Source organism: Methylosinus sp. H3A, assembly GCF_015709455.1.
In the GTDB taxonomy this organism is placed as follows: Bacteria; Pseudomonadota; Alphaproteobacteria; order Rhizobiales; family Beijerinckiaceae; genus Methylosinus.
This window is the reverse complement of the sequence record NZ_JADNQW010000005.1, coordinates 2688025-2709306: the sequence shown is the minus strand read 5'-3', so window position 1 is coordinate 2709306 and position 21282 is coordinate 2688025. Positions and strand designations below refer to the sequence as shown.

General features: G+C 62.5%; 18 protein-coding genes and 1 pseudogene. 8 read left to right on the top strand and 11 right to left on the bottom strand.

Annotated elements, in window-relative coordinates; genetic code table 11:
• Positions 1-82: 82 nt before the first annotated feature.
• Together IY145_RS15625 and IY145_RS15620 are read right to left on the bottom strand one after the other, a co-directional pair.
• Entirely contained in the window at positions 83-1285 is a 1203-nt protein-coding gene (locus IY145_RS15625) for an IS256 family transposase (RefSeq protein WP_196406404.1), read from the bottom strand.
• Positions 1195-3105, bottom strand: coding sequence for a site-specific integrase (locus IY145_RS15620; protein ID WP_312030599.1), 1911 nt, complete (start codon positions 3103-3105; stop codon positions 1195-1197). The genes IY145_RS15625 and IY145_RS15620 overlap by 91 nt, the downstream gene beginning before the upstream one ends.
• Before the next feature lie 193 nt (positions 3106-3298).
• On the opposite strand from IY145_RS15620, the gene IY145_RS26590 reads away from it, so the two are divergent.
• The 3 genes from IY145_RS26590 to IY145_RS15610 are packed head-to-tail and all read left to right on the top strand — an operon-like array spanning position 3299 to position 4093.
• Positions 3299-3526 (top strand): DUF6538 domain-containing protein, encoded by a 228-nt coding sequence (locus tag IY145_RS26590; RefSeq protein WP_409455309.1) that lies wholly within the window; start codon positions 3299-3301, stop codon positions 3524-3526.
• 34 nt (positions 3527-3560) lie between these two features.
• On the top strand, positions 3561-3761 hold the full coding sequence (locus IY145_RS15615; RefSeq protein WP_196409054.1) for a hypothetical protein: 201 nt from the start codon (positions 3561-3563) through the stop codon (positions 3759-3761).
• Complete coding sequence (locus tag IY145_RS15610; protein WP_196409053.1) at positions 3761-4093, top strand: hypothetical protein; 333 nt, start codon at positions 3761-3763, stop codon at positions 4091-4093. The genes IY145_RS15615 and IY145_RS15610 overlap by 1 nt, the downstream gene beginning before the upstream one ends.
• A gap of 50 nt (positions 4094-4143) precedes the next feature.
• Here IY145_RS15610 and IY145_RS15605 read toward each other — a convergent pair whose 3' ends face one another.
• The gene (locus IY145_RS15605) at positions 4144-4887 is read right to left on the bottom strand and encodes a hypothetical protein (protein WP_196409052.1); all 744 of its coding nucleotides are present in this window, start codon (positions 4885-4887) and stop codon (positions 4144-4146) included.
• Between the two features lie 526 nt (positions 4888-5413).
• Between IY145_RS15605 and IY145_RS15600 the strand changes: the two genes are divergently transcribed.
• Together IY145_RS15600 and IY145_RS15595 are read left to right on the top strand one after the other, a co-directional pair.
• Positions 5414-7726 (top strand): DUF1549 and DUF1553 domain-containing protein, encoded by a 2313-nt coding sequence (locus IY145_RS15600; RefSeq protein ID WP_196409051.1) that lies wholly within the window; start codon positions 5414-5416, stop codon positions 7724-7726.
• A gap of 37 nt (positions 7727-7763) precedes the next feature.
• Complete coding sequence (locus tag IY145_RS15595; RefSeq protein ID WP_196409050.1) at positions 7764-9212, top strand: DUF1501 domain-containing protein; 1449 nt, start codon at positions 7764-7766, stop codon at positions 9210-9212.
• Between the two features lie 905 nt (positions 9213-10117).
• Here the strand turns inward: IY145_RS15595 and IY145_RS15590 are convergent.
• Positions 10118-11044 carry an MBL fold metallo-hydrolase gene (locus tag IY145_RS15590; RefSeq protein ID WP_196409049.1) on the bottom strand — a complete coding sequence of 309 codons (927 nt, stop codon included), beginning with the start codon at positions 11042-11044 and terminating at the stop codon, positions 10118-10120.
• 584 nt (positions 11045-11628) lie between these two features.
• Here IY145_RS15590 and IY145_RS15585 point away from each other — a divergent pair.
• Positions 11629-12389: pseudogene (locus tag IY145_RS15585) on the top strand (IS5 family transposase).
• Positions 12390-12561: 172 nt separating this feature from the next.
• Here IY145_RS15585 and IY145_RS15580 read toward each other — a convergent pair.
• The 3 genes from IY145_RS15580 to IY145_RS15570 form a co-directional block, all read right to left on the bottom strand.
• Positions 12562-12780 carry a helix-turn-helix domain-containing protein gene (locus tag IY145_RS15580; protein WP_064032298.1) on the bottom strand — a complete coding sequence of 73 codons (219 nt, stop codon included), beginning with the start codon at positions 12778-12780 and terminating at the stop codon, positions 12562-12564.
• A gap of 1 nt (position 12781) precedes the next feature.
• Positions 12782-13357 carry a hypothetical protein gene (locus IY145_RS15575; RefSeq protein WP_196409048.1) on the bottom strand — a complete coding sequence of 192 codons (576 nt, stop codon included), beginning with the start codon at positions 13355-13357 and terminating at the stop codon, positions 12782-12784.
• A gap of 69 nt (positions 13358-13426) precedes the next feature.
• On the bottom strand, positions 13427-14005 hold the full coding sequence (locus tag IY145_RS15570) for a DUF2975 domain-containing protein (RefSeq protein ID WP_196409047.1): 579 nt from the start codon (positions 14003-14005) through the stop codon (positions 13427-13429).
• A gap of 466 nt (positions 14006-14471) precedes the next feature.
• On the opposite strand from IY145_RS15570, the gene IY145_RS15565 reads away from it, so the two are divergent.
• Positions 14472-15176, top strand: a complete 705-nt coding sequence (locus tag IY145_RS15565) for an outer membrane protein (RefSeq protein WP_196409046.1) — start codon at positions 14472-14474, stop codon at positions 15174-15176.
• Between the two features lie 131 nt (positions 15177-15307).
• Entirely contained in the window at positions 15308-15676 is a 369-nt protein-coding gene (locus IY145_RS15560) for a hypothetical protein (RefSeq protein WP_196409045.1), read from the top strand.
• A gap of 432 nt (positions 15677-16108) precedes the next feature.
• Here the strand turns inward: IY145_RS15560 and IY145_RS15555 are convergent, their stop codons facing one another.
• The 4 genes from IY145_RS15555 to IY145_RS15540 all read right to left on the bottom strand — a co-directional run bounded on the left by IY145_RS15555 (position 16109) and on the right by IY145_RS15540 (position 20963).
• A complete protein-coding gene (locus tag IY145_RS15555) occupies positions 16109-16705 on the bottom strand; it encodes a Yip1 family protein (RefSeq protein ID WP_196409044.1) in 597 nt (198 codons plus the stop codon).
• 110 nt (positions 16706-16815) lie between these two features.
• Entirely contained in the window at positions 16816-17403 is a 588-nt protein-coding gene (locus IY145_RS15550) for a hypothetical protein (protein ID WP_196409043.1), read from the bottom strand.
• A 126-nt stretch (positions 17404-17529) separates the two neighbouring features.
• A complete protein-coding gene (gene fixJ / locus IY145_RS15545) occupies positions 17530-18183 on the bottom strand; it encodes a response regulator FixJ (protein ID WP_196409042.1) in 654 nt (217 codons plus the stop codon).
• Positions 18180-20963 (bottom strand): PAS domain S-box protein, encoded by a 2784-nt coding sequence (locus IY145_RS15540; protein WP_246722061.1) that lies wholly within the window; start codon positions 20961-20963, stop codon positions 18180-18182. Before IY145_RS15540 ends, fixJ begins: the two co-directional genes overlap by 4 nt.
• Positions 20964-21282 lie beyond the last annotated feature (319 nt).

Here is a 21282-nt window from a genome sequence, read left to right as displayed (position 1 = left end):
TACCCCCGCAGGCGTGGAGTGAGCAACAGGCGATCGGCTGAGCGGGACTGTCAGGAATCTTGTGTGCGGGGCCGGGTTTCCATCACGCCGCGACGAAGCGATCGTCGAACATGATGGCGAATTGATTTTTCGCCTCGCACCATTCGCGCGGCGCCATTTTCCACTCCCCGGCGACTTGGCGCAAGACGAGATAGAGGAGCTTCATCGCCGCATCGTCAGTCGGAAAATGCCCTCTCGTCCGCACGGCGCGCCGCAGCTTCGCGTTCAAGGATTCTATGGCGTTCGTCGTGTAGATGATCCGCCGTACCGCGATCGGAAAGGCGAAAAACGGGATGACCTGCTCCCAATTGCGTCGCCAGCCCTGCGCGATCGACGGATATTTCTTGCCCCAATGGCCGCCGTCGAAGGCCTCCAACGCCTCTTTGGCCGCCTCGGCGGTCGGGGCGCGATAGATCGTCTTCAGCGCGGCGGCGATCGCCTTGCGGTCCTTGTATGAGGCGAATTCCATCGAGTTTCGAATGAGATGCACGATGCAGGTCTGCACGGTCGTCTGCGGAAACACCGCATTGATCGCCTCCGGAAAGCCCTTCAGGCCGTCGACCACGGCGATCAGTATGTCGCCGACGCCGCGGTTCTTCAGCTCGTTCATCACCCGAAGCCAGAATTTGGCGCCCTCCGAGGTCTCGATCCAAAGCCCCAGAATGTCCTTCGTTCCGTCCGGCGTGACGCCGAGCGCCACATAGACGGCCTTGTTGCGGACCAGGCCTTCGTCGCGGATTTTGACGCGCAGCGCGTCGAAGAAAACCAAGGGATACATCGCCTCGAGCGGCCGGTTCTGCCATTCGGCGACGGTCTCCAGCACGGCGTCGGTGACTGTCGAGATCAGATCGGGCGAGACTTCCAGGCCGTAGAGCTCGAGCAAATGGCCCTGGATCTCGCGCACCGTCATGCCGCGCGCATACATCGACACGATTTTCTCGTCGAAGCCGGGAAAGCGGCGCTGATAGCGCGCGATCAGCTTGGGATCGAAGCTCCCCTCCCGGTCCCGCGGGACCCTGATGTCGATCTTCGACGTCTCGGTCAGCACGGTCTTCTTCGAATAGCCGTTGCGGTGGTTCGCCTTGCCCGCCGCCGCTTCGCTCTCGAGATGGTCGTCCATCTCCGCGTTCAGAACCCGTTCCGCCAGCGCCTTCTTCAGCTCATCGAACAAGCCATCCTTGGAAAAAACCTCCTTCGGATCGCGTCCCGACAGCAATTGGTCCAATGTGCCCTTCTTGATCGCCATAGCCCGCCTCCTGCGGTTCTACTATGGCCCCACACACAAGATTCCTGACAGTCCCGCACTCCATATCTCCGGGTCGTCCCCGTTTCCCGGCGTGTGTGGCCGAGAATAAATCCAAACTCCGCATCCAGGTAGCCTGCCCGCCGAAATGCGTCAGCAACAGTATGCCGGAATGAGTGAAAGTTCGTTTCCTTCCCATCCTTCAATCCGATACGCCGTAAGTAGCGACCATACCAACGGCTCGGAGTGCCGCTGATTTGGCCCCGCGTGTTTGCCGTGATCTCAGGGAACAGTCGTCGTTCGGAACGCTCTTTCATCGCCACGTGATATTTTAGAATTCCGATTCGTATCAGCTCGCCATGAACAGGAATGATGCGGCGCGATCCCTTTGTCTTGACGCTCTTTTCCGGATCGCCCTCTTGAGTGACATGGAACACCCATCGTCCCTCAATTTCCCGGAGGTCGTCGACAAGTAGCTGAGAGAGTTCGCCGAGTCTGGCACCGGTAAACAGCGCGATGGTCGGAAGCCAGAAGCGCCAGTCTCGCGTCTGGACCTCGCCCGGCAGATAGTCCTTCTCGTCCGACTCGCAGCCAGTGAAGATCGGTGAGGAGAAAATCGCTCGGAGCTCTTCGATCGAGTAAGATCGCACTGGTTGAGCATCCTTGTCGATGACGTCCTGCATCCCCGAAACTGGGTTGCCGTCGATGTAACCACGCTTATCGAGCCATCGGCAAAAGCTTCCCAGCGCCGCCAGATACTTGTTTTGAGTCCGTCTTGAGATCGTCGGCTTACCGTAGACGGCATTCGCCTGCACGACGGCCCTGATGGTCTTCCCTCGAAACTCTTTCGCTTCGGCCGCTTTCACGGGAAACTGCCTGAGGAGATCGTGCCATTCGCGGACTGATTTCTTGTCGATCGCGCTCGCCGGATAACCTCTGGGCAAGCTCTGGGCGAAGAGCTCGATGCATTTCCGGCTGTAATTCAGCGTGTCGAGCTTGACGTTGTGCGGATTGGCCTGAGCAAAGGCTTCGAAGCGCTCCATGATCGTCTCGCCTGGCGCCGCGGCTGGTGTTGCCGGTCGTCCAGATGGCTTGACGATCTCATCGGCGGGCCGCCCGCTCCAATCTCCTTCGTCTCGCAGATGGGCCTGCTTCAGCTGCTCGATCCACGCCCTCATGACGGATTGGCACAGTTGGCGATATTCCCGGGTCCCGCGCTTGATCAGAAGCCGATGCTCCCGCAGGGCGGCATCGACCCTGTCTCGGACCAGCGCGGTTTCTCCGCTTGCAAGATGCTTTTGGAGCGTGGCGAGGAGATGCTTTCGGCGATCGCGATCCAGCTTTGCAGCGTCTCGCGCCACCAGGTAGTCGAGACCTGCGGCAAGGGCAGCCACAGGATCTGACCGCGCATCTTTTCGCATTTTTTCCAAGTAATTCGCGTATTCTGGATCCTCCGCGAATAATTTCTGATCAGGTGCCGCATCCACGGAGGTGATCAATTTTTGGCGTTCGATCTCGATTGCGTCGCCATCGGGCAAGTCGGCGCGGCGCAGCCGATCTGCCTCCATTTCCCCCTGATAGAGTTCTGCGGCTATCCGGACGTGGTCCTCCAGCGTCGCGTGACGGCGCCGACGAATTTCCTCCCACTCATCGAACAGCTGGGCCTTGCGTCGAGCAGCTCGCTGGCGCGCTTCTCGGTCGACACGGGTCCCTAAAGACTCACGAACCACCTTCCTACCGAAGAACTCCTGGACGTCTTTAGGCACCTCGATCCGCAGCACATACGTTCGCCCCCGGAGGACAATATTTCTTTCTATCGTCATTGTAGCCCGTCACGCTCACCCGTCACAGTTAGCCATACCACATCCGATAATAAGAACAATTTTTTCAGTATCTTCTAGGAGTATCTGGCACTTTGATATATGCTGGTTCGAATCCTCCCGCCCCAGCCAGAATTCCGCAAATCATTGTAATTGCTAGAAAACCTCCTCAGCTGGGGCGAGTTTCCACATCCGTGTGACACATGGCTGGTACACCACGGAGCTTCTCGTGCCCGCCATACCCCATGTCGTGCGTCGCGGCGCGTTCTATTATTGGCGGCGGCGACTGCCGTCGGCGCTTGCCGAATCGAGAAATTCTGCGACGCTGATTCTCGGCCTGGGCGCCAGCAACCCGAGGAGAGCGCGCTTCCTCGCCGGCCAGATTTTAAGCGCTCGCCGATCGCTGTTTCTTTCCGGCCGCTAAGACCCGCCGCCTTTCCCAGCCGCAAATCCAGAAGGTGTTCCGCGCCGTCTTCACGCGGCGCCTCGATAAGCTCGAAGCCGTCGCTGCGCGCGAGCGCGCGGAGGACGGCTTCGACCCTGAGAAGAGCCGCCGCAGCGAGCGCGTGATGGCTCACGTCTATCGCCTGCTCGAGACGCGCGGCCGCGCCGCCGCCGTCGACGATCGCGCCGCCGCGCAAATGGCGGCGCAGGGGTGATGACGCCGGACGAGATCGCGGAGACCACCTTCATGCTCGATCTCATGCAGCGCCAAAACGTCGCCGCCGAAAAGAAGGAGCGGCTAGCGATGCTCGTCGAGGAGGTCGGCGGCGAGCCCAATCCGATGAATCTCGCGCTCGCGCAGGAGACGGTCTACCGGGCCTTCGCCGAGGCGAATTTCCTGTCGGAGCGCCGGCACGACGGCGTGCGCATCGAGATCGAGAAGACCATCGCCGACATTTTGAGTCGCACGCCAAGGCGCCCGTCGACGCGATCGACCGCCGCAGCGAGCCCGTCTATCCTTCCACGAAACTCCTGCGGTCCGCAGTAAAGGCATTCGTGGTGTCCGTCACACGGGGCGCTACGCCGCGGGTGCTCCGATTACAAGGGATATCCGGTGAGGACAGAGGCGAGCTGAAGCCAAGGCTGCGCGCCGCTCAGGCTCGCGAAAAGCAGAAGCGCCGTCGCGAGCTGAACGCCGACGACGACCAGAGACGCTCGGGACAAATTTCCGGACTGGTCTTTGAATCCGGCCGCTCCGGCATAGAGCAAAAGGGAAATCAGCAATGAGCCATAGGTGACCGCCGGCCCCGCCGGAATGACGAAGCGCAGCGCGCGCGCCGTCGCCGGCGCAATGAAAGTAAAGAAGCTCGCCAGCTGAAAGTGGCGATGCCACTCGCGACGACGGATCGTGGCGAAAGCGCCCACCCCGAAAATCGCGACCTCTGTGAGAACCCAGAACGGATAGGCCAGACCAATCAGAGGCGCGACGCCCGCAGTTTGCGAATCCGCCGAAGCGACCCTCGCCACAGCCGTCACGATCGACAATGCGATGACCAGGCCGAATAGCACCGCGCCGATCACGCCGACGGTCCTATGGCGCTTCAGCACTCCTCTGCTCGCGGTGAAATATTGAAAGACGAAAACGGCGAGCCACGCCGTCGTCGTCACGCCATGCGCGAGCACGAGATGCGTCAGCGGCTTTCCGGCGCCGAAGACGGGCTTGAGATAGAAGGTCGGCGCGAAGCCGACGAGAAGCAGCAGAACCCCGAGCCCGACGAACAAATCCTGTTTCGTGAGACGGATCTTCGACTCGATAGGAAGGCTGACGACGGCTTCGCTCATGGGGAATGGCCTCTGGGTAAGAAGGATCGAATGTTGCAGGCAGGCCCGCGCTCGATGCGCGAGCGCATCGGCCGCGCCCGGCGCGCTGGCGAAACCCGGCCCGTCGAGCCGGAAAAAAACTCGAAAAGCACACGGCCCATTCACCAGCTCGTCAATCTAGTTATTATAGCGATTTAGATAAATTGTCGAGCGGCGCGCGCTCAACGCTCGTCCGCCAGCGTCAGGACGGAAGCGACCGCGGGGCCGGCGCATTCTGCGAGCCCTCCTCCGGCGCGCAGCCGAGGCAAAACCGTCTCTTCAGACTTCGTCAAATGGCCTGCCCGCCCCGCATGCCGACGCACAAATAGCCCGTCAGCGCGCAACATGAGCCGGCGCGCGCTCTCCAGTCGCCGCTCTAGCCAATGTCGGCGGCTACACGCAAACAAGGCTTGATTTTGTACATTTTCCTAGTAGGTTTATATTATATATTGTCGATTTTCGGGCGCTCCGCTTTCCCGATTCGACTTGCTGGCCGAGGGGTGACTGGATGAGAAAGCCATTGAAGAAGGCATATTTGGCGCTGCTGCTCGGCGCTTCGTGGGCGTCCATCGCCGTTGCGGCGGACCCGAAGCCGACGGAGACATCGCCGCGGGCGACGACCACCCGACCGCACTGGGCCTATCAACCCGTGCTGCGCCCGGGCGTCCCGAACGTCGCGCAGAATTCATGGGCGCGATCGCCGATCGACTCCTTCATTCTCGCGAAGATCGAAGCCGCCAAGCTCGCTCCTTCTCCGGAGGCCGATCGCGCGGCCCTCATCCGCCGCGCGACTTTGGACGTCTGGGGCCTCATTCCCGAACCAGAGGACGTCGCCGCTTTCGTGAACGACGCCTCGCCGGACGCTTATGAGAGGCTCGTGGACAGATTGCTCGCCTCGCCCCGCTATGGCGAGCGGCAGGCGCGCCGCTGGCTCGATCTCGCCCGCTACGCCGACAGCGCCGGCTTTCAGGGCGATGTGACGCGGCCCAATTTCTTCCGCTATCGCGATTATGTCGTCCAGTCCTTCAATGAGGACAAGCCCTATTCGCGCTTCATCCAGGAGCAGATCGCCGCCGACGAAATCGCGCCCGGCGACCAAAAGGCGCTGGTGGCGACAGGATTCCTCGCGAGCTATACGGATAATCCCAACGCCCGCGATTTGATCGGTCGAAAATATCAGATCACGACCGACATCGCCGACACGATCGGAACGGCCATTCTCGGCACGACGGTCGGCTGCGCGCGTTGTCACAATCACAAGTCCGACAAGATCACGCAGAAAGACTATTTCTCGCTGCAGGCCTTTTTCGCCAATACCGCATTCGACGAGAAAATCCCCGCCGCCAAGGGCGAGCAGGAGATCGAATATCAGAAGGCGCTCGCCAAATACGAAACCGCGGCGAAAGACATTCTCGCCAAGCAGAAGGCGATCATCGAGCAGATTCGCGAGAAGGCCACGGCCTTTTACAAGGAGCGCTACAATCCGGATGCGCGCGCTTCGATCTTCAAGCCGAAGAGCGAGTGGAACGCGCTCGACCGCTGGGTGAATTATCGCGCCGACACAGTCACCGATCAGCCGGTTCTGGCGAATTATCTGCGCGACATCGCCAATGATCTGCAGAGCCCGGACCACACGCTCGAGGCGGTGGCGAAATGGGCCGAATATCAGAAGCTCACGGAAGAGCTGAAGAAATTCGAGAAGCTCAAGCCGACGCGCGGCGCCGACACTTTCACCGCGGCGACCGAGCTCGGACACTCCGACGCGCCGCCGACTTTCGTGTTCTTCGGCGGCAATCACGAGCGTCCGCTCGACGAAGTGCAGCCGGCGTTCCCCGAGGCTTTCGCCAATGGCGAGACTCCCGTCATCGTCCCGACCGCGACCTCCTCTGGCCGCCGCACGGCGCTCGCCAATTGGCTGGTGAGTCCGACCAATCCGCTGACGGCGCGCGTCTTCGTGAACCGCGTTTGGAACGAATATTTCGGCAAGGGGATCGTCGGCACCGTCAGCGATTTCGGCAAGGCCGGCGACAAGCCGATCAATCCGGAGCTTCTCGACTATCTCGCCGATAATTTCGTCCAGGGCGGCTGGAGCATAAAGAAGCTGCATCGGCAGATTCTCTTGTCGAGCGTCTATCGGCAATCTTCGGCGCATCGCGAGGATGTCGCCGCGGCCGATCCGGAGAACAAGCTGCTCGCGGTCTTCCCGCGCAAGCGTCTCGACGCCGAGCAGATTCGCGACTCTTTCCTGCTCGCCTCCGGACGTCTCGAACAAGCCGTGGGCGGCCCCGCCGTCTTCCCACCCCTGCCCGCCAATCTCAATGTCGGCCCGGCTTGGGAGGCGTCGAATGATCCGCATGAGATCAACCGGCGTAGCCTCTATGTCTTCGCGCGGCGCAGCGTTCCCTATCCGCTGCTCGAAACTTTCGACCTCAACAATGCGCAACAAGCGCACAGCAAGCGCGACGTCACGACGACGCCCTTGCAGGCGCTCACCCTCGTCAACAACGATCTCGTCTTCCAATGGTCGCAGGCGCTCGCCGGCCGGGTGATCCGAGAAGCCGGCGGAGACGAGACCGCGCGTATCGATCGGCTCTATCAGATTTTGTTCGCGCGCAATCCCGACAGCTTCGAGCGATCGGTGCTGAAGGACTTCCTCGACGAGCACGAGAAGCTGATCGCGAGCCGAGCGACGGACGGAAAATTCTCGATCGCCGTCCCGACGGGCAAGGATTTGAAGACGACCGACCCCATCCGCGCGTCGGCCTTCGTCGACCTCGTGCATACCGTCGCCAATTCCAACGAGTTCATCTACCGCTTCTGACAAAAATCGCATCTGTCAAAATGAAAGGACTGTCATCATGAGCAAGACGCGTCGAGAATGGCTGTTCAACGCCGGATATGGCCTCGGTGGAGTGGCGTTGAACGGCTTCATGCCGGGCGGCGGCGTATTTTCGGTTCCGCTCGCGCAGGCGGCGGCGACCTTCGTCGATCCGCTCACCAAGAAGGATCCGCATTTCGCGCCAAAGGTGAAATCGGTCATATGGCTGCATATGGACGGCGCGCCGAGCACGCTCGATCTCTACGATTATAAGCCCGAGCTCGTCCGTCTCGCCGGTCAGGAGGTTCCGGAGTCCTTCCTCAAAGGTCTCCAGGTCACGACGTCCGGCGGCGCCGGCAAGCTCTTCGCCTCCAAGCGCACATGGAAGCAATATGGCCAGAGCGGCGCTTGGTTTTCCGATCTTCTGCCCAATCTCGCCGAACACGCCGACAAGCTCACTTTCATCAAATCGAGCGTCACTGTCGGCGCGACGCACGACATATCGATCCTCAAGCTCAACACCGGCGATGTGACGCCCGGACGGCCGTCGCTCGGCGCCTGGATCACCTATGCGCTGGGGTCGGTCAATCCGGATCTGCCGCCCTATGTCGTGCTCTACAGCGGCAAGCGCGAGCCGCGCGGCGGCGCGGTGAATTGGAGCTCCGGCTTCCTGCCGGCGATCTATCAGGGAACCGCCTTCCGTCCCGGCGCGTCGCCGATCCTCAATCTCGACAAGCCAGAGCTCATCGCAGCCGCTCAGCAGCGCGACAATCTCGATCTGCTGCGCAAGCTCAACGAGCACAAATCCACGGAGCTTCCCACCGACACCGAGCTTCAGGCGCGCACGCGCTCTTATGAGCTCGCCTATCGCATGGAGTCGTCGGCTCCCGAAGCGGTCGATCTCTCCAAGGAGACGGCGGCGACCAAGGCGCTCTACGGCCTCGACAATGACGCGACCAAGGATTACGGCACCGTTCTCCTGCGCGCGCGCCGTCTGGTCGAACGCGGAGTGCGCTTCATCCAGGTCGTCTCTGGGCCCGTCGACGGCATCAATGACGACAATAAAAACTGGGACGCGCATCGTAAGCTCGAGGAGAATCACGGCGCCAACACACGCGCGATCGACAAGCCGATCGCCGGCCTTCTCGCCGATCTCGCGGCGCGCGGATTGTTGGACGAGACGCTCGTCGTCTGGACGTCGGAGTTCGGCCGCACCTCTTACGGCCAGAGCGGCGACGGACGCGACCATAATCCCTGGGGCTATACGCAATGGCTCGCCGGCGGCGGCCTCAAGCACGGCCTCACTTATGGCGCGACCGACGAGATCGGCCTCAAGACGGTCGAAAACCCCGTCGATACCTATGATCTCCATGCGACCGTGCTTCAGCTGCTCGGCCTCGATCATTTGAAGACGGTCTATCTGCGCGCCGGTCGCGCGGAGCGGCCGACCGTTGTCTATGGAAAGGTCGTCGGCGATCTTCTCGCCTGAGACAGACCAAGCGAGTTGAAAAGCGAGGCGCCCGTCCAGGATGAGGACGGGCGCCTCGAGCGATTTTTGGAGCCGCGTCGACCTCCGCATGCGAGATCGAGCGTTACGGCCAGCTTGTTGATGTGAACGAGCGCTCGCCCCTTGCGGAACATCGCCGAAAAATACGTTGGATCGGCGACGAGCCGCTCGCCTTGGTGGAAGCGCACTGGACCTTGTCGCCGAGAGCGAGCGCCAGCTCATCGAGCAGGGATTTGGCACGTTCGTCCAGACGGTCCCAAAATGCGCGCCGAGCACCGGAATGATTTCGCTAGCCGCATCGCCTTTGTGCTACGCCGCGCGATGACCAGAGTTTCCGGCTATGGCTTTCGCCCGACCTGCTCGAAAGACGGAGCGCCTACGGCGAGGCTCGCGCCAGCATAGTCGAAAATGTTCGGCCATGAAATGTTAGGGGCGTCCTCGGAACCAGGTCTTCGGGAGCCAGGCCTTCGAACGACGCTCTCGTCGATCTCGCGCAACTCTCCAAAACGGGCGATGCGCTCCGCTATGAAGCGAGCGCGACGATCACGACATCGCCCTCGACGCAGCACGCGGAGAGACCGGGCCCAGAAAACGCCAGCTGTTGTCGACGATGAGATCCGAGCCGACAAGGCCGCGGAGCGGAGACGAATGTCTCTTTGATCCCCACAAAGGCGACTCCGCGCCCGTCGCGACGCCAGCGTTTCGCTTCCACGTCTCGCATCATCCGAATGAAGGCGCCGCAGGCTCAACGCCTATTTGCGGCGACTTCTCTTCTCTATGGACCACTTTTCGTCCAGCCGCCGCTCACTTTCCCGACTAATAGGGCGGGCTTCGTCGGGCCTGATCCCAACTCGCTCACACCTTATCTTCTCGCGGCGAATTCGCGCTCAGCGCGCAGCCGTCTTGGTCTTGGCGGCCTTCACCTCGGCATAGAGCCATTTGACGAAGCGCTCGGAGGTCTGTTCCGCATTCGGCACTTTGGCGTCGAATTCCGCAGTCGGTTTGGCCGCGATCGTCTCCTCCAAAGTCTTGCCCTGATCGATGAGCGCCGCCACCTTGTCGCGCACGGCGACAATGAGATCACGCTGGGCGATGAGCGCGTTGCGATCGACGATCGCGCCATGGCCGGGAACGACCTTCGTGTTCGGGCCCGCGCGGCCGATCGTGGCGCCGAGACCGTCGACGATGCCGGCGAGCGAGCCTCCATTGTTGAGATCGACCACCGGATAGCCCGTGCTGCGGAAATAATCGCCGACCGCGAGAATGTCGTGCTCGGGGAAATAGACCAGCGTGTCGCCATCCGTATGCGCGCTGCGGATCGGGATGAGACGGACGTGCTCGCCATCGAGATGGATGGTGACCTGATTGTCATAGGTCACGACCGGCAGCGCCTGGGCGGCGGCGGGCTTGCCGGGCGTTCCATCCGCAGCCGGATTGGGATTGAGGAGACGCGCGCGCAGCTGATCGCGCGCGAAGATCAGAGCGCCGAGCTTGGCGAGATTCTCATTGCCGCCGACATGGTCCCCATGCACATGCGTATTGACGAGGAAGCGGATCGGCTTGTCGGAGATCTTCTTGATCGCCTCGACGATCTTGTCGGTGAGCGGCGCGAATTGCGAGTCGACGAGCAGAACGCCCTCCGGGCCGCTCAGCACGCTGATCGCGCCGCCCTGGCCTTCCAGCACATGGAAATTCTCGGCGAGCTGCGTCGTCTTGATCTCGACCTTGCTGAAATCGGGGCGCTGCTGCGCCATGGCCTCGAAAGCGAAAACACTCGCCGCGAGAGCGAAGGAGGTGCTGGCGATCTTGCGCATGGTCGGTCGCTCCATTAATTCACAAATATAGTAGTTATATAGATATATTCCGACGGGCGCGGAGCCGACAAGCGCTTTTTTTGCCGAAGTGATTTTTATCGCCACGGTGAGGCGTCGAGAGAAAGAAAAAGCCGTGACGCAGATCGACTGAGCGAATTTCGATCCTACGAGCGCTGCGCTCGGCGGCGAGGCGACCGGACTCGCGGCCCGGCCGACGATTCGTGGTGAAGTTCGAAGGCGCGCTCGATGCGAAGCGACACGCTATTCGGCGAGTTTCGTCCGGTCGCGTCCTCGCGTCGAACTCGAGCGCGCCAGGAGCCGGATTTCAGCCTCGTGAAGGTCGCCATTTCGTGTGCGCTCTGTGTGCACTGAGAAGTCGAAAAGGAGCGAAAAGTGTCGTATCGAGGCGTACCGGAGAGTGCATACGCCCCGACCTAGGGCCTTGAGAGTAAATGAAATCGCTTACAAAACAAGACATTAGATTCTCTACCGCGCCCATGAGGGACGTGACTATCCCGGCCTAGGCTCAGGACCTATTAATTTGGAGTGAGGCGTGATTCAAGGTCTCCGAAATGGAGGCTTTGATGGGTGATTTGTTTTTGCTGAGCGAAGCGGAGATGGCGCGAATTTCCCCTCACTTTCCCTTGGCGCACGGCGTGCCGCGGGTGGACGACCGCCGCGTGGTCAGCGGGATCGTCTAGGTCATCAAGAATGGCCTGCAATGGAAGGACGCCCCGAAGGAGTATGGGCCGCCCAAGACGCTCTACAATCGCTTCATCCGTTGGAGCCGGCTCGGCGTCTTCGATCGTATCTTCGCCGCGCTCGCGGGAGAAGGGCCGAAGCCGGAGCGGATCATGATCGACTCCACTCATCTGAAAGCGCATCGGACGGCGGCGAGCCTCCTAAAAAAGGGGCTCTTTCCCGCTGTATCGGCCGCACGAAAGGCGGGCTGAACTCCAAGCTCCACGTCGTTTGCGACGGCGCCGGCAAGCCGCTTGTCATGATGCTGACCGAAGGGCAGATGAGCGATCACAAAGGCGCGAGGCCGATGCTCGACGCGCTGCCGCCGTCCTCGGCCCTGATCGCAGATCGCGGCTACGACAGCGACTGGTTTCGGCGAGCGCTCGCGGAACGCGGGACCGAGCCCTGCATTCCGCCGACAAAGAGCCGTAAGAAGCCTCTCGATTACGACAAGGCGCTCTACCGGCAACGTCATAAGATCGAGAACCTCTTCGCCAAGCTCAAAGACTGGCGGCGCATCGCCACCCGTTACGATCGATGCGCGCACGCCTTCTTCTCCGTCATATGCATCACCGCCGCTGTCGCCTTCTATCTCAATCAATGAGTCCTGAGCCTAAAGCGTATTCTGCGATGTTGCGTACCGGCGGGGTATCCGAATCTCAGGCGGCGCATTCTCCAAATTCACGAGTTTCGGTGAGTGCGTTTGTTGGAGGCTTCGTCGACGCCGCGGCTCGTGGGGATGTCGCCACACGTTGATGGAACGCGGACACGAAGGCCTACCCCTCTTTCGTCTCAGCGCGGTACTCCAATATATCGCCGGGCTGGCAGTCGAGAACCTTGCAGATCTTCTCGAGCGTGTCGAAGCGCACGCCCTTGACTTTGCCCGATTTCAGCAGGCTGACGTTGGGCTCAGCGATGCCGATATGCGCGGCGAGATCGCGCGAGCGCATCTTGCGCTTGGCGAGCATCACGTCGAGATTGACGATAATCGGCATCTTACACAAATCGCTCATGCTCGTCGACGAACTCGGCGGCGGTCTCGAGGATCACGCTGAGCGCGAACACGCAGCCGCAGAACAGCAGATAGAAAACATCCTGGGGATTGATCCAAGCGTAAGCGGGCAGCTTGGCGAGGAGCTCGGTCGAAACAAGCCCGAAGATGAAGGGACGCACCCCGATGTTGAACACCGTGGCAGCCAAGCCTGTCAGCGCAAAAAGGCGCAGCGCCTCCGCCGCCGCGATGGAGAACACGCGTCCATCGAGATAGATCCCCGTGAGACGCCACAAACGCGCGGCCGCAAGCGCGGCCAGCGCCCAGGTTGATAAGGCGATCGACGTCGAGGACCAATAGCCCAGAGCGGATACGCTCTCAGGGTCCAGGCCATAGAGCTTGTGCATGGTCTCCAGACTGTCGGCGCGATGGCCCCAGTTCCAGCTCGTCAGCCCGAGTCCGAAAACGACCCAGGCCGCAGCGACGAGGCGAATCGAAAAGCAGGCCCAACGCAGCTTCGCATTGAGCGCGACGAGCCGCACGGATGGCGGTGGGGCGCTCTCATCGATGGCAATGGTCATAACCCTCATCCTTTTTCGAAGACCCCATTGAACGGTTCGACACAGTCGCAAGGCGACCGCGCTCGAAGCTCAGACGAACCGCGCGTGCTCGCTGGCGATTTCCGCAGCGGTCTCGAGAATCACACTGAGCGCCAGAGTGAAGACGCAGCACAGCACGAAAAATACATCAATCGGAGCCAACCAAACATCCATCGGTAACTTGACAATATGCTCGGTCAAGATAAGCGCGGCGGCGAGCGGCAGCGTCGTGAGGTCCACGATTGTGGCGGCGAAGCCCCACAGGGCGACGAGGCGCAGAGTCGCAGCAGCTTCGACTGAAAAGACTCTCCCTTCCAGATAAATGCCCGTAAGGCGCCAGAGCCGAGCGACGGCGATGGCAGCCAAGGGGAATTTGAGCATCACGATCGTCACAGCGCTCCAGTATCTGAAATCGGAAACTCCAGCCGGGTCCAGTCCGTAAAGACGGGACATTCGCTCGAGAAGCGCGGTTCGGTCGGTCAAGTCCCACAAAATGATCGCCGGCTCGAAAACGATCAAAACCAAAGCGGCCAGGCGGATTGAATGGCATGCCCAACGCAGCTTTGGGTTCAGTGCGAGGAGCCGCGTGGAGTTGATCGGCGCGCTGTCGTGAGTCGTGTCGTTGCTCATGGTCGCGATCCTCGTTTTCGCGGAATAGCTCCTGCAAGCCGAAATTAGACGATTTGCGCGTGATCAACCGCGCTCTCGACCGCTGTCCTTTGCCCAACGGGCGGCCCTGCGATCTCCGCCCTCGCACCGAGCAAAATTCTCGACCTTCCATAGCATAGGCATTGGCCCGGTTACGCACGCGCCGCTCCGGAACAACGTCGGCAGCTCGAAGGGGGCGTTCAAGCTGCGGGCTCGTCGCCGCAGCCGGCGACGAGCAGTCGAGGGACGGCTCCGGGAGCGAGGCGAAGAGCGACCGGCTTGCTCATAATTACGTCCTCCAGGATCGGATGACATTGACACGATATAAAATTAATGTCAAACATAATACTATTAACTCACAGCATGGGCACGAGCCCATCCTGCGAAAAGCCGTCTGGGCGCTCCGCTGCGGCGAGGGCCAAATGATTACTCGAGCGAAGGATACGATATGAAAACCGGGATCATCGTCTGCTGCACAGCTCTGTTTTCCGTCGGCGCAGCGAACGCCGCGGATCTGCCTGCCCGCAAGGCGGAGCTCGATTTCGTGCCACCGCCGGCGCTTTTCTACGAGGGCTTCTATGTCGGTGCGCAAGCCGGAGTCGCCGGTTTCAGCAACCGCGCGCAATCGGCGCTCGCGTCGAACAATGCAGTTCTCTTTTCCAAGACCGCAAGTGGCAACAGCTTCATCGGCGGCACCCACGCCGGCCACGATTGGCGCTACGGTTCCATCGTATATGGCCTCGTCGGCGACATCTCGGGCACCCGCGCCCGGGCCTACACGATCGACCCCATTTTCAGTTATGGCGTACAGAACACGATCGACGGTCAGGGATCGATTCGCGGACGCTTGGGCTTGAACTACGAGCGAGCGCTGCTTTACGTCACCGGCGGTTTGGAACTCGCACATATCGAGCGGTCCTATCAGGCGCCCCTTGGCTCGATGACCACGAATTGGTGGTCGGTGACGCCGACCGTCGGCGCCGGCGTCGAATACGCCCTCGATACACGCTGGAGCGCACATGTCGAAACTCGGTGGTTCGGCGGGCACACGCGAGCCGAGGCCGTAAATTTCGCACAGCCGGCGCTGGCGACGCGACACGCACAGGGCGAAGGCTCGCTGACAGCGGGCGTGAGCTATCATTTCGGCAAATGAGCGGCGATCGGGCACCTCGTAATTAGTGGATTTGGTCAGGCTGATGCGGCCGCGCCGCTCGAGGAGGCCCTTTCGCCGCGGCCGATCACAAATAGACTTCGAACCGCGCCTACCGCTCGAGAACTGTCCCCATGGTTTCAAAGCTCGCGATTTTTCTGATCTGCCTGACGTTGGCGACGTTCGGCGTCGTCGCCGCCGAGGTAAGTGTAGCGCCGACCGTTCCGCCGGCGACGCAGCTCAACCTCGTAAAGTCGAACAAAACTAAAGCCAAAGAGGCTGCGCCGCTTTGTCCACTCGGCGGGCAACGGAAGGATGATCCGACTTGTTTCGACTTCAACGACCTGCCGATGCGGGCCAAAACCAAGGGTCGCGACGGGAGAGCGGGCAACAGCTCCATGGCGCCGACTCTGTTCTTAAAAGGCCCAGGGCAGGCTCCCATCAACGATCCAAACGTGAAGCCTCCCCGAGGCGGCTCGGTCGGACTTCAATTTTTGTTCTGAGCTGGCCTATCCGGCGACGGCGGATCAACAGCGCGCCGAGCACAATAAAGAAGGCGGCGAAGAGGGCGGGCGCAGATATCCAATCGTGTTTGCTATATGGTTTTGGTCAACTCGAATCTGGTGACTTTAGGCAGCGTGCTGAATTCAATCATTCCACGGCGAATATAACTCATGAACAGCGGGCTGTAATTTCGTGCGAAAAGTTGGCGCGAAAGGGAGGGGCTTTATCGTGGCTCGTCCGGAGCCATGGCAAGGTCCGCTTCGGGTCACGAGCGGAAATTTCAGACCACTCCACGACCCGCAGACGACGGCCCTCGATCGTCCTTCCGCACATCGCGACGACGGCGAGCCCGAAGGCTCGCCGTCCGACACGTTCCGACCCCTTCGCTCCGCGCGCCGCCATGCCTGCGCGACGCGCCCCCCTGCCCGCTGTCACGGCGTCGGCGCGGGGGCCAGCATATGGACGATCATGCCGTGCAGAAAGGCCGCCGCTATGCCCAGCACGAGGCCCGCCGCCGTGAAGACGTCCGAATATTCCTCCTTGCTGCGCATCATCCGCGAGACGCCCATATAGAAGAGATAGACCGCATAGACGCCGAGCACGTCCAGCCAGCGCAGGCCCGGGATGAGGCCGAACACCTCGGCGAGCCAGATGGGTGTGTAGGAGAAGGCGACGAGCTTCAGCGCGCGCAGATCGTCGCTCTTGCCTTCGAAGCTCGGCGCGAGGCGGGAGATCGCCAGAGCGACGCCATAGAGCAGCGGCAGGCCGAGCCCATATTGCAGGGCGGCGCGAATGAGGCCGCCGAAAAACGTGTAATGGACCACGCTGTCGCCGCGCGAATAGCCGAACAGCCAATTGCCGAGGAAATTGGCTGCCGCCGGCACCGCCGCCAGATAGATGATGTAATTGCGATAGAGATCGACCGCGGTCGTGGGCTCGGCCTCGATCGCCGCCCATTCCGTCTTGGGCGACAAAATGATGCGCTTCGCGCGCTCGGCTATGTCCTTCAGCCGCTCCTTGATGTCCATCCGTCTCTCCCCTGCCTCACCTTGTTGCGCCGCGCGGGGAGACTGGCCCAAGGCGCGTCGGGAAACAAGGCGCGCCGGCAAACAAGCGTGCAACGGCGCCGGGGGCCGGATCAGTCGGCGCCGGTCCAGTCCCGCGCCAGCTCGGCCGCGCCCATCAGCCGGGCGAAGCAGGACAGGAGCGGCAGCGCCGCGCCGCGCGCGGCGATGATCTCCGCCTCGCCGTCGAGCGGAAAGGGCGAGGCGTCCTTGACCACGATGATCGGATGGCCGGCGAGGAAACCGTCGATCGCCGTCTCCATGGCGAGATCGCCGAGCTCGTCGCCGAGCAGGATCAGCAATGGGCCGCCGAGACTCTCGAACAGCCGCACGAAATTCGCGTCGCGCAACAGCGACGGCCCTTCCGCGCAAAGCACGGCGTCCCCCGCTGTCGGCCGCCGCAGAAGGTCGTCCTCCCCGGAAAAGCGCGCCGCGCCGGGCGCCGACGCCGCGGCGGACGGAGCCGCGCGCTGCAAAGCGAGGCCGCGCTCGACGAAGACGACGGGCAGACCCGCCGCCTCCCATCGTCCCAGCAGAGTCGCGCCCCACATCTCTAGGGCGCTCTGCGATCGCGCCGGCCGCGGTGCGCGCGGCAGACGTCTCTCGGCGATGCAGACCAATATGGCCCTGGGTCGCGGGTCGGCGATATGCGATCGAGCCACAGGCGTTTCCGTTCCAAAATGCGCCCTCGACCGTCCGATTCCGTCGCCGGACTTTCGAGGGCCTGCGTGAAATCTCATATTTTTCTACTTATGCGAGTATCGTAGCAGAGCGGACGCGCCGCCGCATCATTCTTCGTGCGGCGCCTCGATCTGGTCCTCCGCCTCGCGATCGATCCGCTGCGGCTGGACGAGCGACATTCGCACCAGCTCCGGCAGGCTGCCGGCCTGCATCTTGGCCATCACATTGGCCCGATGCACCTCGACGGTGCGTACGCTGATGCCGAGCTCATGGGCGATGATCTTATTGGGCTGCCCCCTCAGCAATGCGGCCAGCACCTCGTGTTCGCGGCTCGTCAGCATGGTGAGACGGCGCTGGATCTCCTGCGCCTGGAGGTCGCGCGCGCGCTTGCCGCTGTCATAGGCGAGCGCCTGGCGCACGGCGGAGAGGAGGGATTCGTCGGTGAAAGGCTTCTCCAGCAGATCGAGCGCGCCCTCCTTCATGGCCTGGACGGCGAGCGGCACGTCGGCGTGAGCGGAAATCACCACCACCGGCAGCGACAGCCCCATGTTCTTCACCTTCAGCAGCAGCTCTATGCCGGTCATCTCCGGCATGCGCACGTCGGTGACGATGCAGCCGGTGGCTGCGCGATCGACGTCGGCGAGGAAATCGACGGCCGATCCATGTGTCACGACGTCATGTCCCTCGGTCGTCAACAGCAAGCGCAGCGCGTCGCGAACGGCGGCGTCGTCGTCGATGATATGGACGGTCGGCTCGCTCACTCTTCCTCCTCCATCGCGGCGAGCGGCAGCGTGAAGCTGAAGGTCGCGCCGCCGTCGCTATTGGGACCGGCCCATATCTTTCCGTAATGGGCCTCGACGATCGAACGCGCGATCGTGAGGCCGACGCCGAGGCCGTTCGGCTTCGTCGTGGCGAAGGGCTCGAACAAGCTCGCACGCGCGTCCTCGGAAAGGCCGGCCCCCGTGTCGGCGACGTCGAGCCGGATCATCGACCGGCCTGCGAGCGAAGTCGAGATCGTCATCTTGCGCATGCGCGAGACGCCCATCGCGTCGCGCGCATTGCGCATGAGATTGACGAGAACCTGCTTGATCTGCACGCGATCCGCGAGCACGCGGTCGTCGGCGGCGTCGAGACGGAACACGACATTGATGTTCGACTGCTTGGCTTCGACGATGACGAGCTCATGCGCCTCGTCGACAATGTCGTGCAGATTTTGCAGCGTCTTGTCCGGCTCGCCGCGCGAGATGAACTCGCGCAGATGCGCGATGATCTGACCGGCGCGCACGATCTGCGTCGCGGCGTTGTCGAGCGCGTCCTCGACATTGGCGGGACGCTGATCGGGCGGCATTTGCAGAAGGCGGCGCGCCGCCTTCAGATAGATGGCCGTCGCCGAGAGCGGCTGATTGAGCTCATGCGCGAGGCCGGCGGCGAGCTCGCCGACGGCGTCGAGCCGCTCGGCGTGCAGCTTCTGCATGCGCGCTTCGATCTTGCGTCGCTCGGTGAGGTCGCGCACGAAGGCGATATAGAGACGGCGTCCGTGATAGGAGGCCTCGCTGACGGCGAGATCGACCGGAAACAGCGCGCCATCCTTGCGGCGACCCTGCGTCTCGACGACATTGCCGAGCGCCTCCGGCCCGTCGGAGAAGCGCGCGCCGATGCAGGCCTTGCGGCCGCCGAACAGGCGCACCGGCACCAGCGTCTCGACATGCGCGCCGATCGCCTCCGCCTTGGCGTAGCCGAACATGCGCACAGCGGCGGAGTTCAACGACTGGATCGCGCCTTTCTCGTCGACGGTGAGGATCGCGTCATGCGCGCCTTCGACCGTGGCGTAGAGACGCGCCTCCTTGTCGACGAGCGCCTGCTCTATGCGTTTGCGCTCGGTGACATCCTGCAAATAGCCGTGCCACAGCGTCGCGCCATCGGGCTCGCGCGTCGGCCGCGATTGCGCCTCCACCCATATCCACCCCTTGCGCGGATGATTATAGCGATAGCTCTCCCGCCAAACGGTCATCGTCCGCGCCGATTCCGCGATGCTCGCGCGAACGCGCTGCAGATCGTCCGGATGCAGGCGCGCGAATTTGCCGTCCACCCCTCGCCGCAGCGTCTCGGCGTCCATGCCATAGACATCCTCCACATTGGGAGAGGCGTAGGGCATGGAGGCCTTGCCGTCGGGCCCGAGGCGATAAGAGGCGATGAGCCCGGGCACGGAGGCGGCGATGCCGGCGAGCTGATCGGCGAGCCGCGCCTTCTCGCGCAATTCGCCCTCCGTCGCCTTCTTTTCCGTGATGTCGCTCACGACGCCGATCAGCCGCACGGCGCGGCCGTTCTCGAATAGCGCGCGCGCGCGGGAGGCGATCCAGCGCTCGGCGCCGTCGTTCATTCTGTGGATGCGGTATTCCGCCTGATGGCGCCCTTCCCCCGACGGGTCGAGCGCCGAGCGCATCGCCTCTCGCACGGAGACGACGTCGTCCCGATGGACGACCTCGAGGACGACCTCCGGCGAGACCGGCAGATCGGCCGGAAATCCGAAGATCTCGCGATATTTCTGATCGGCCTCCGTGACCTCCGCGGCGACGTCGTATTCCCAGCTGCCGATCGCGCCGGCGGCGAGCGCGAGACGCAGGCGCTCATTGCTGCGGCGAAGCGAATCCTCGATCTCGCGGCGGTCGGTCACATCGATCGCGGCGCCGATCGCGCGCGTCGCGACGACGCCGCGCGAGCTGCGGCGGAACTCGAATTGTCCGGCCATGGCGATCCAGCGCACGGCGCCGTCCATGCGCCTTATGCGCATCTCATGGCTCCATTCGCCATTCTTCACGCCCGCGCAGGCTTCGAGGAATTTCCGCTCGAAATCCTGCTTGTCGGCGTCGAACAGCATGGCGTCCGCCTCGGCGAAGCCGAGCGTCTGATCCGGCGCCAATCCAAGAATTTCATGCATGGTGACGGAGAAGCGGTTCGCGCCGGTGACGAGATCGACGTCGAATGTGCCGACGCCGCCCGCCGCCACCGCGAGCCGCGACCATTTCTCACGCTCGCGCAGCGCCTCGGTCGCCGCGAAGGAGCGCTCCATCCATTTCGTCTGGGTGAGGTCGGTGACGATGGCGAGGCGCGGCCGCGCATCCTCGGCCGGCGCGCCGAGCGAGACGCTCACCGGCAGCATCGAGCCGTCGGCGCGGCGAAACTCGAACTCGCGGCTCGCCGCTTCCGGCGCCGCGACGAAGGCGGCGAAGCGCTCCGCCTGATCGGCCGCGACATGGTCGAGAACATTGTCGCCGATGAGCTGCGCCGCGGGGCGCCCGATCATCTCGCGAAACTGGCGATTGCAATGCAGGATCGCGCCGTCGGGCGCGAGCTCGATCGAGCCCTCGCGCATCTGCTCCAGCAGCCGACGGCAGAAATGCTCGGCGCCGTCGCGGCGCGTTCGGGACTCCGCCGGCGCCGCTTCGACTCCGCGGAGGTCGCGACTCTGCCCGGCCTCGACGAGAAGCCGCCGCAGATCCTCGAGTTCCTGAAGCTGATCGCCCTGTTCGTCCACCGACATCCTCTCCCCTTCCGCGCACGCGGGCGTCGCAGACGCCCGAGCCGGGAAAGCCTTTCCCGCCACGGCGCGACCGCAGGACGCGCTCGCGCGAACGTCGCGTTCGAGCCGCGCGCGACGCGCGCGCTTCGGCTCGATCTGGAGGCGAGAGCTTGCGCCTCGCGAAGGGATCGGGGGCTTGTAAGACAGGCGCGCGCGGCAAACTGCCTGTGGAAACTACTTAGCGCGGCGACTGTTCGAGGGGGTCGGTCGAGCGAAGAAAAATCGCGCCAGATCAATCGTCTGGCGCGTCGCCTCATCGCGAGAACATTCGTTTTCTTTT

Excerpts from the sequence above, each read along its gene's own strand:
- IY145_RS15625 (WP_196406404.1), bottom strand. The coding sequence starts at position 1,285 with ATGGCGATCAAGAAGGGCACATTGGACCAATTGCTGTCGGGACGCGAT.
- IY145_RS15620 (WP_312030599.1), bottom strand. The coding sequence starts at position 3,105 with ATGACGATAGAAAGAAATATTGTCCTCCGGGGGCGAACGTATGTGCTG.
- IY145_RS15610 (WP_196409053.1), top strand. The coding sequence starts at position 3,761 with ATGACGCCGGACGAGATCGCGGAGACCACCTTCATGCTCGATCTCATG.
- IY145_RS15605 (WP_196409052.1), bottom strand. The coding sequence starts at position 4,887 with ATGAGCGAAGCCGTCGTCAGCCTTCCTATCGAGTCGAAGATCCGTCTC.
- IY145_RS15600 (WP_196409051.1), top strand. The coding sequence starts at position 5,414 with ATGAGAAAGCCATTGAAGAAGGCATATTTGGCGCTGCTGCTCGGCGCT.
- IY145_RS15595 (WP_196409050.1), top strand. The coding sequence starts at position 7,764 with ATGAGCAAGACGCGTCGAGAATGGCTGTTCAACGCCGGATATGGCCTC.
- IY145_RS15590 (WP_196409049.1), bottom strand. The coding sequence starts at position 11,044 with ATGCGCAAGATCGCCAGCACCTCCTTCGCTCTCGCGGCGAGTGTTTTC.
- IY145_RS15580 (WP_064032298.1), bottom strand. The coding sequence starts at position 12,780 with ATGCCGATTATCGTCAATCTCGACGTGATGCTCGCCAAGCGCAAGATG.
- IY145_RS15575 (WP_196409048.1), bottom strand. The coding sequence starts at position 13,357 with ATGACCATTGCCATCGATGAGAGCGCCCCACCGCCATCCGTGCGGCTC.
- IY145_RS15570 (WP_196409047.1), bottom strand. The coding sequence starts at position 14,005 with ATGAGCAACGACACGACTCACGACAGCGCGCCGATCAACTCCACGCGG.
- IY145_RS15565 (WP_196409046.1), top strand. The coding sequence starts at position 14,472 with ATGAAAACCGGGATCATCGTCTGCTGCACAGCTCTGTTTTCCGTCGGC.
- IY145_RS15560 (WP_196409045.1), top strand. The coding sequence starts at position 15,308 with ATGGTTTCAAAGCTCGCGATTTTTCTGATCTGCCTGACGTTGGCGACG.
- IY145_RS15555 (WP_196409044.1), bottom strand. The coding sequence starts at position 16,705 with ATGGACATCAAGGAGCGGCTGAAGGACATAGCCGAGCGCGCGAAGCGC.
- IY145_RS15540 (WP_246722061.1), bottom strand. The coding sequence starts at position 20,963 with ATGTCGGTGGACGAACAGGGCGATCAGCTTCAGGAACTCGAGGATCTG.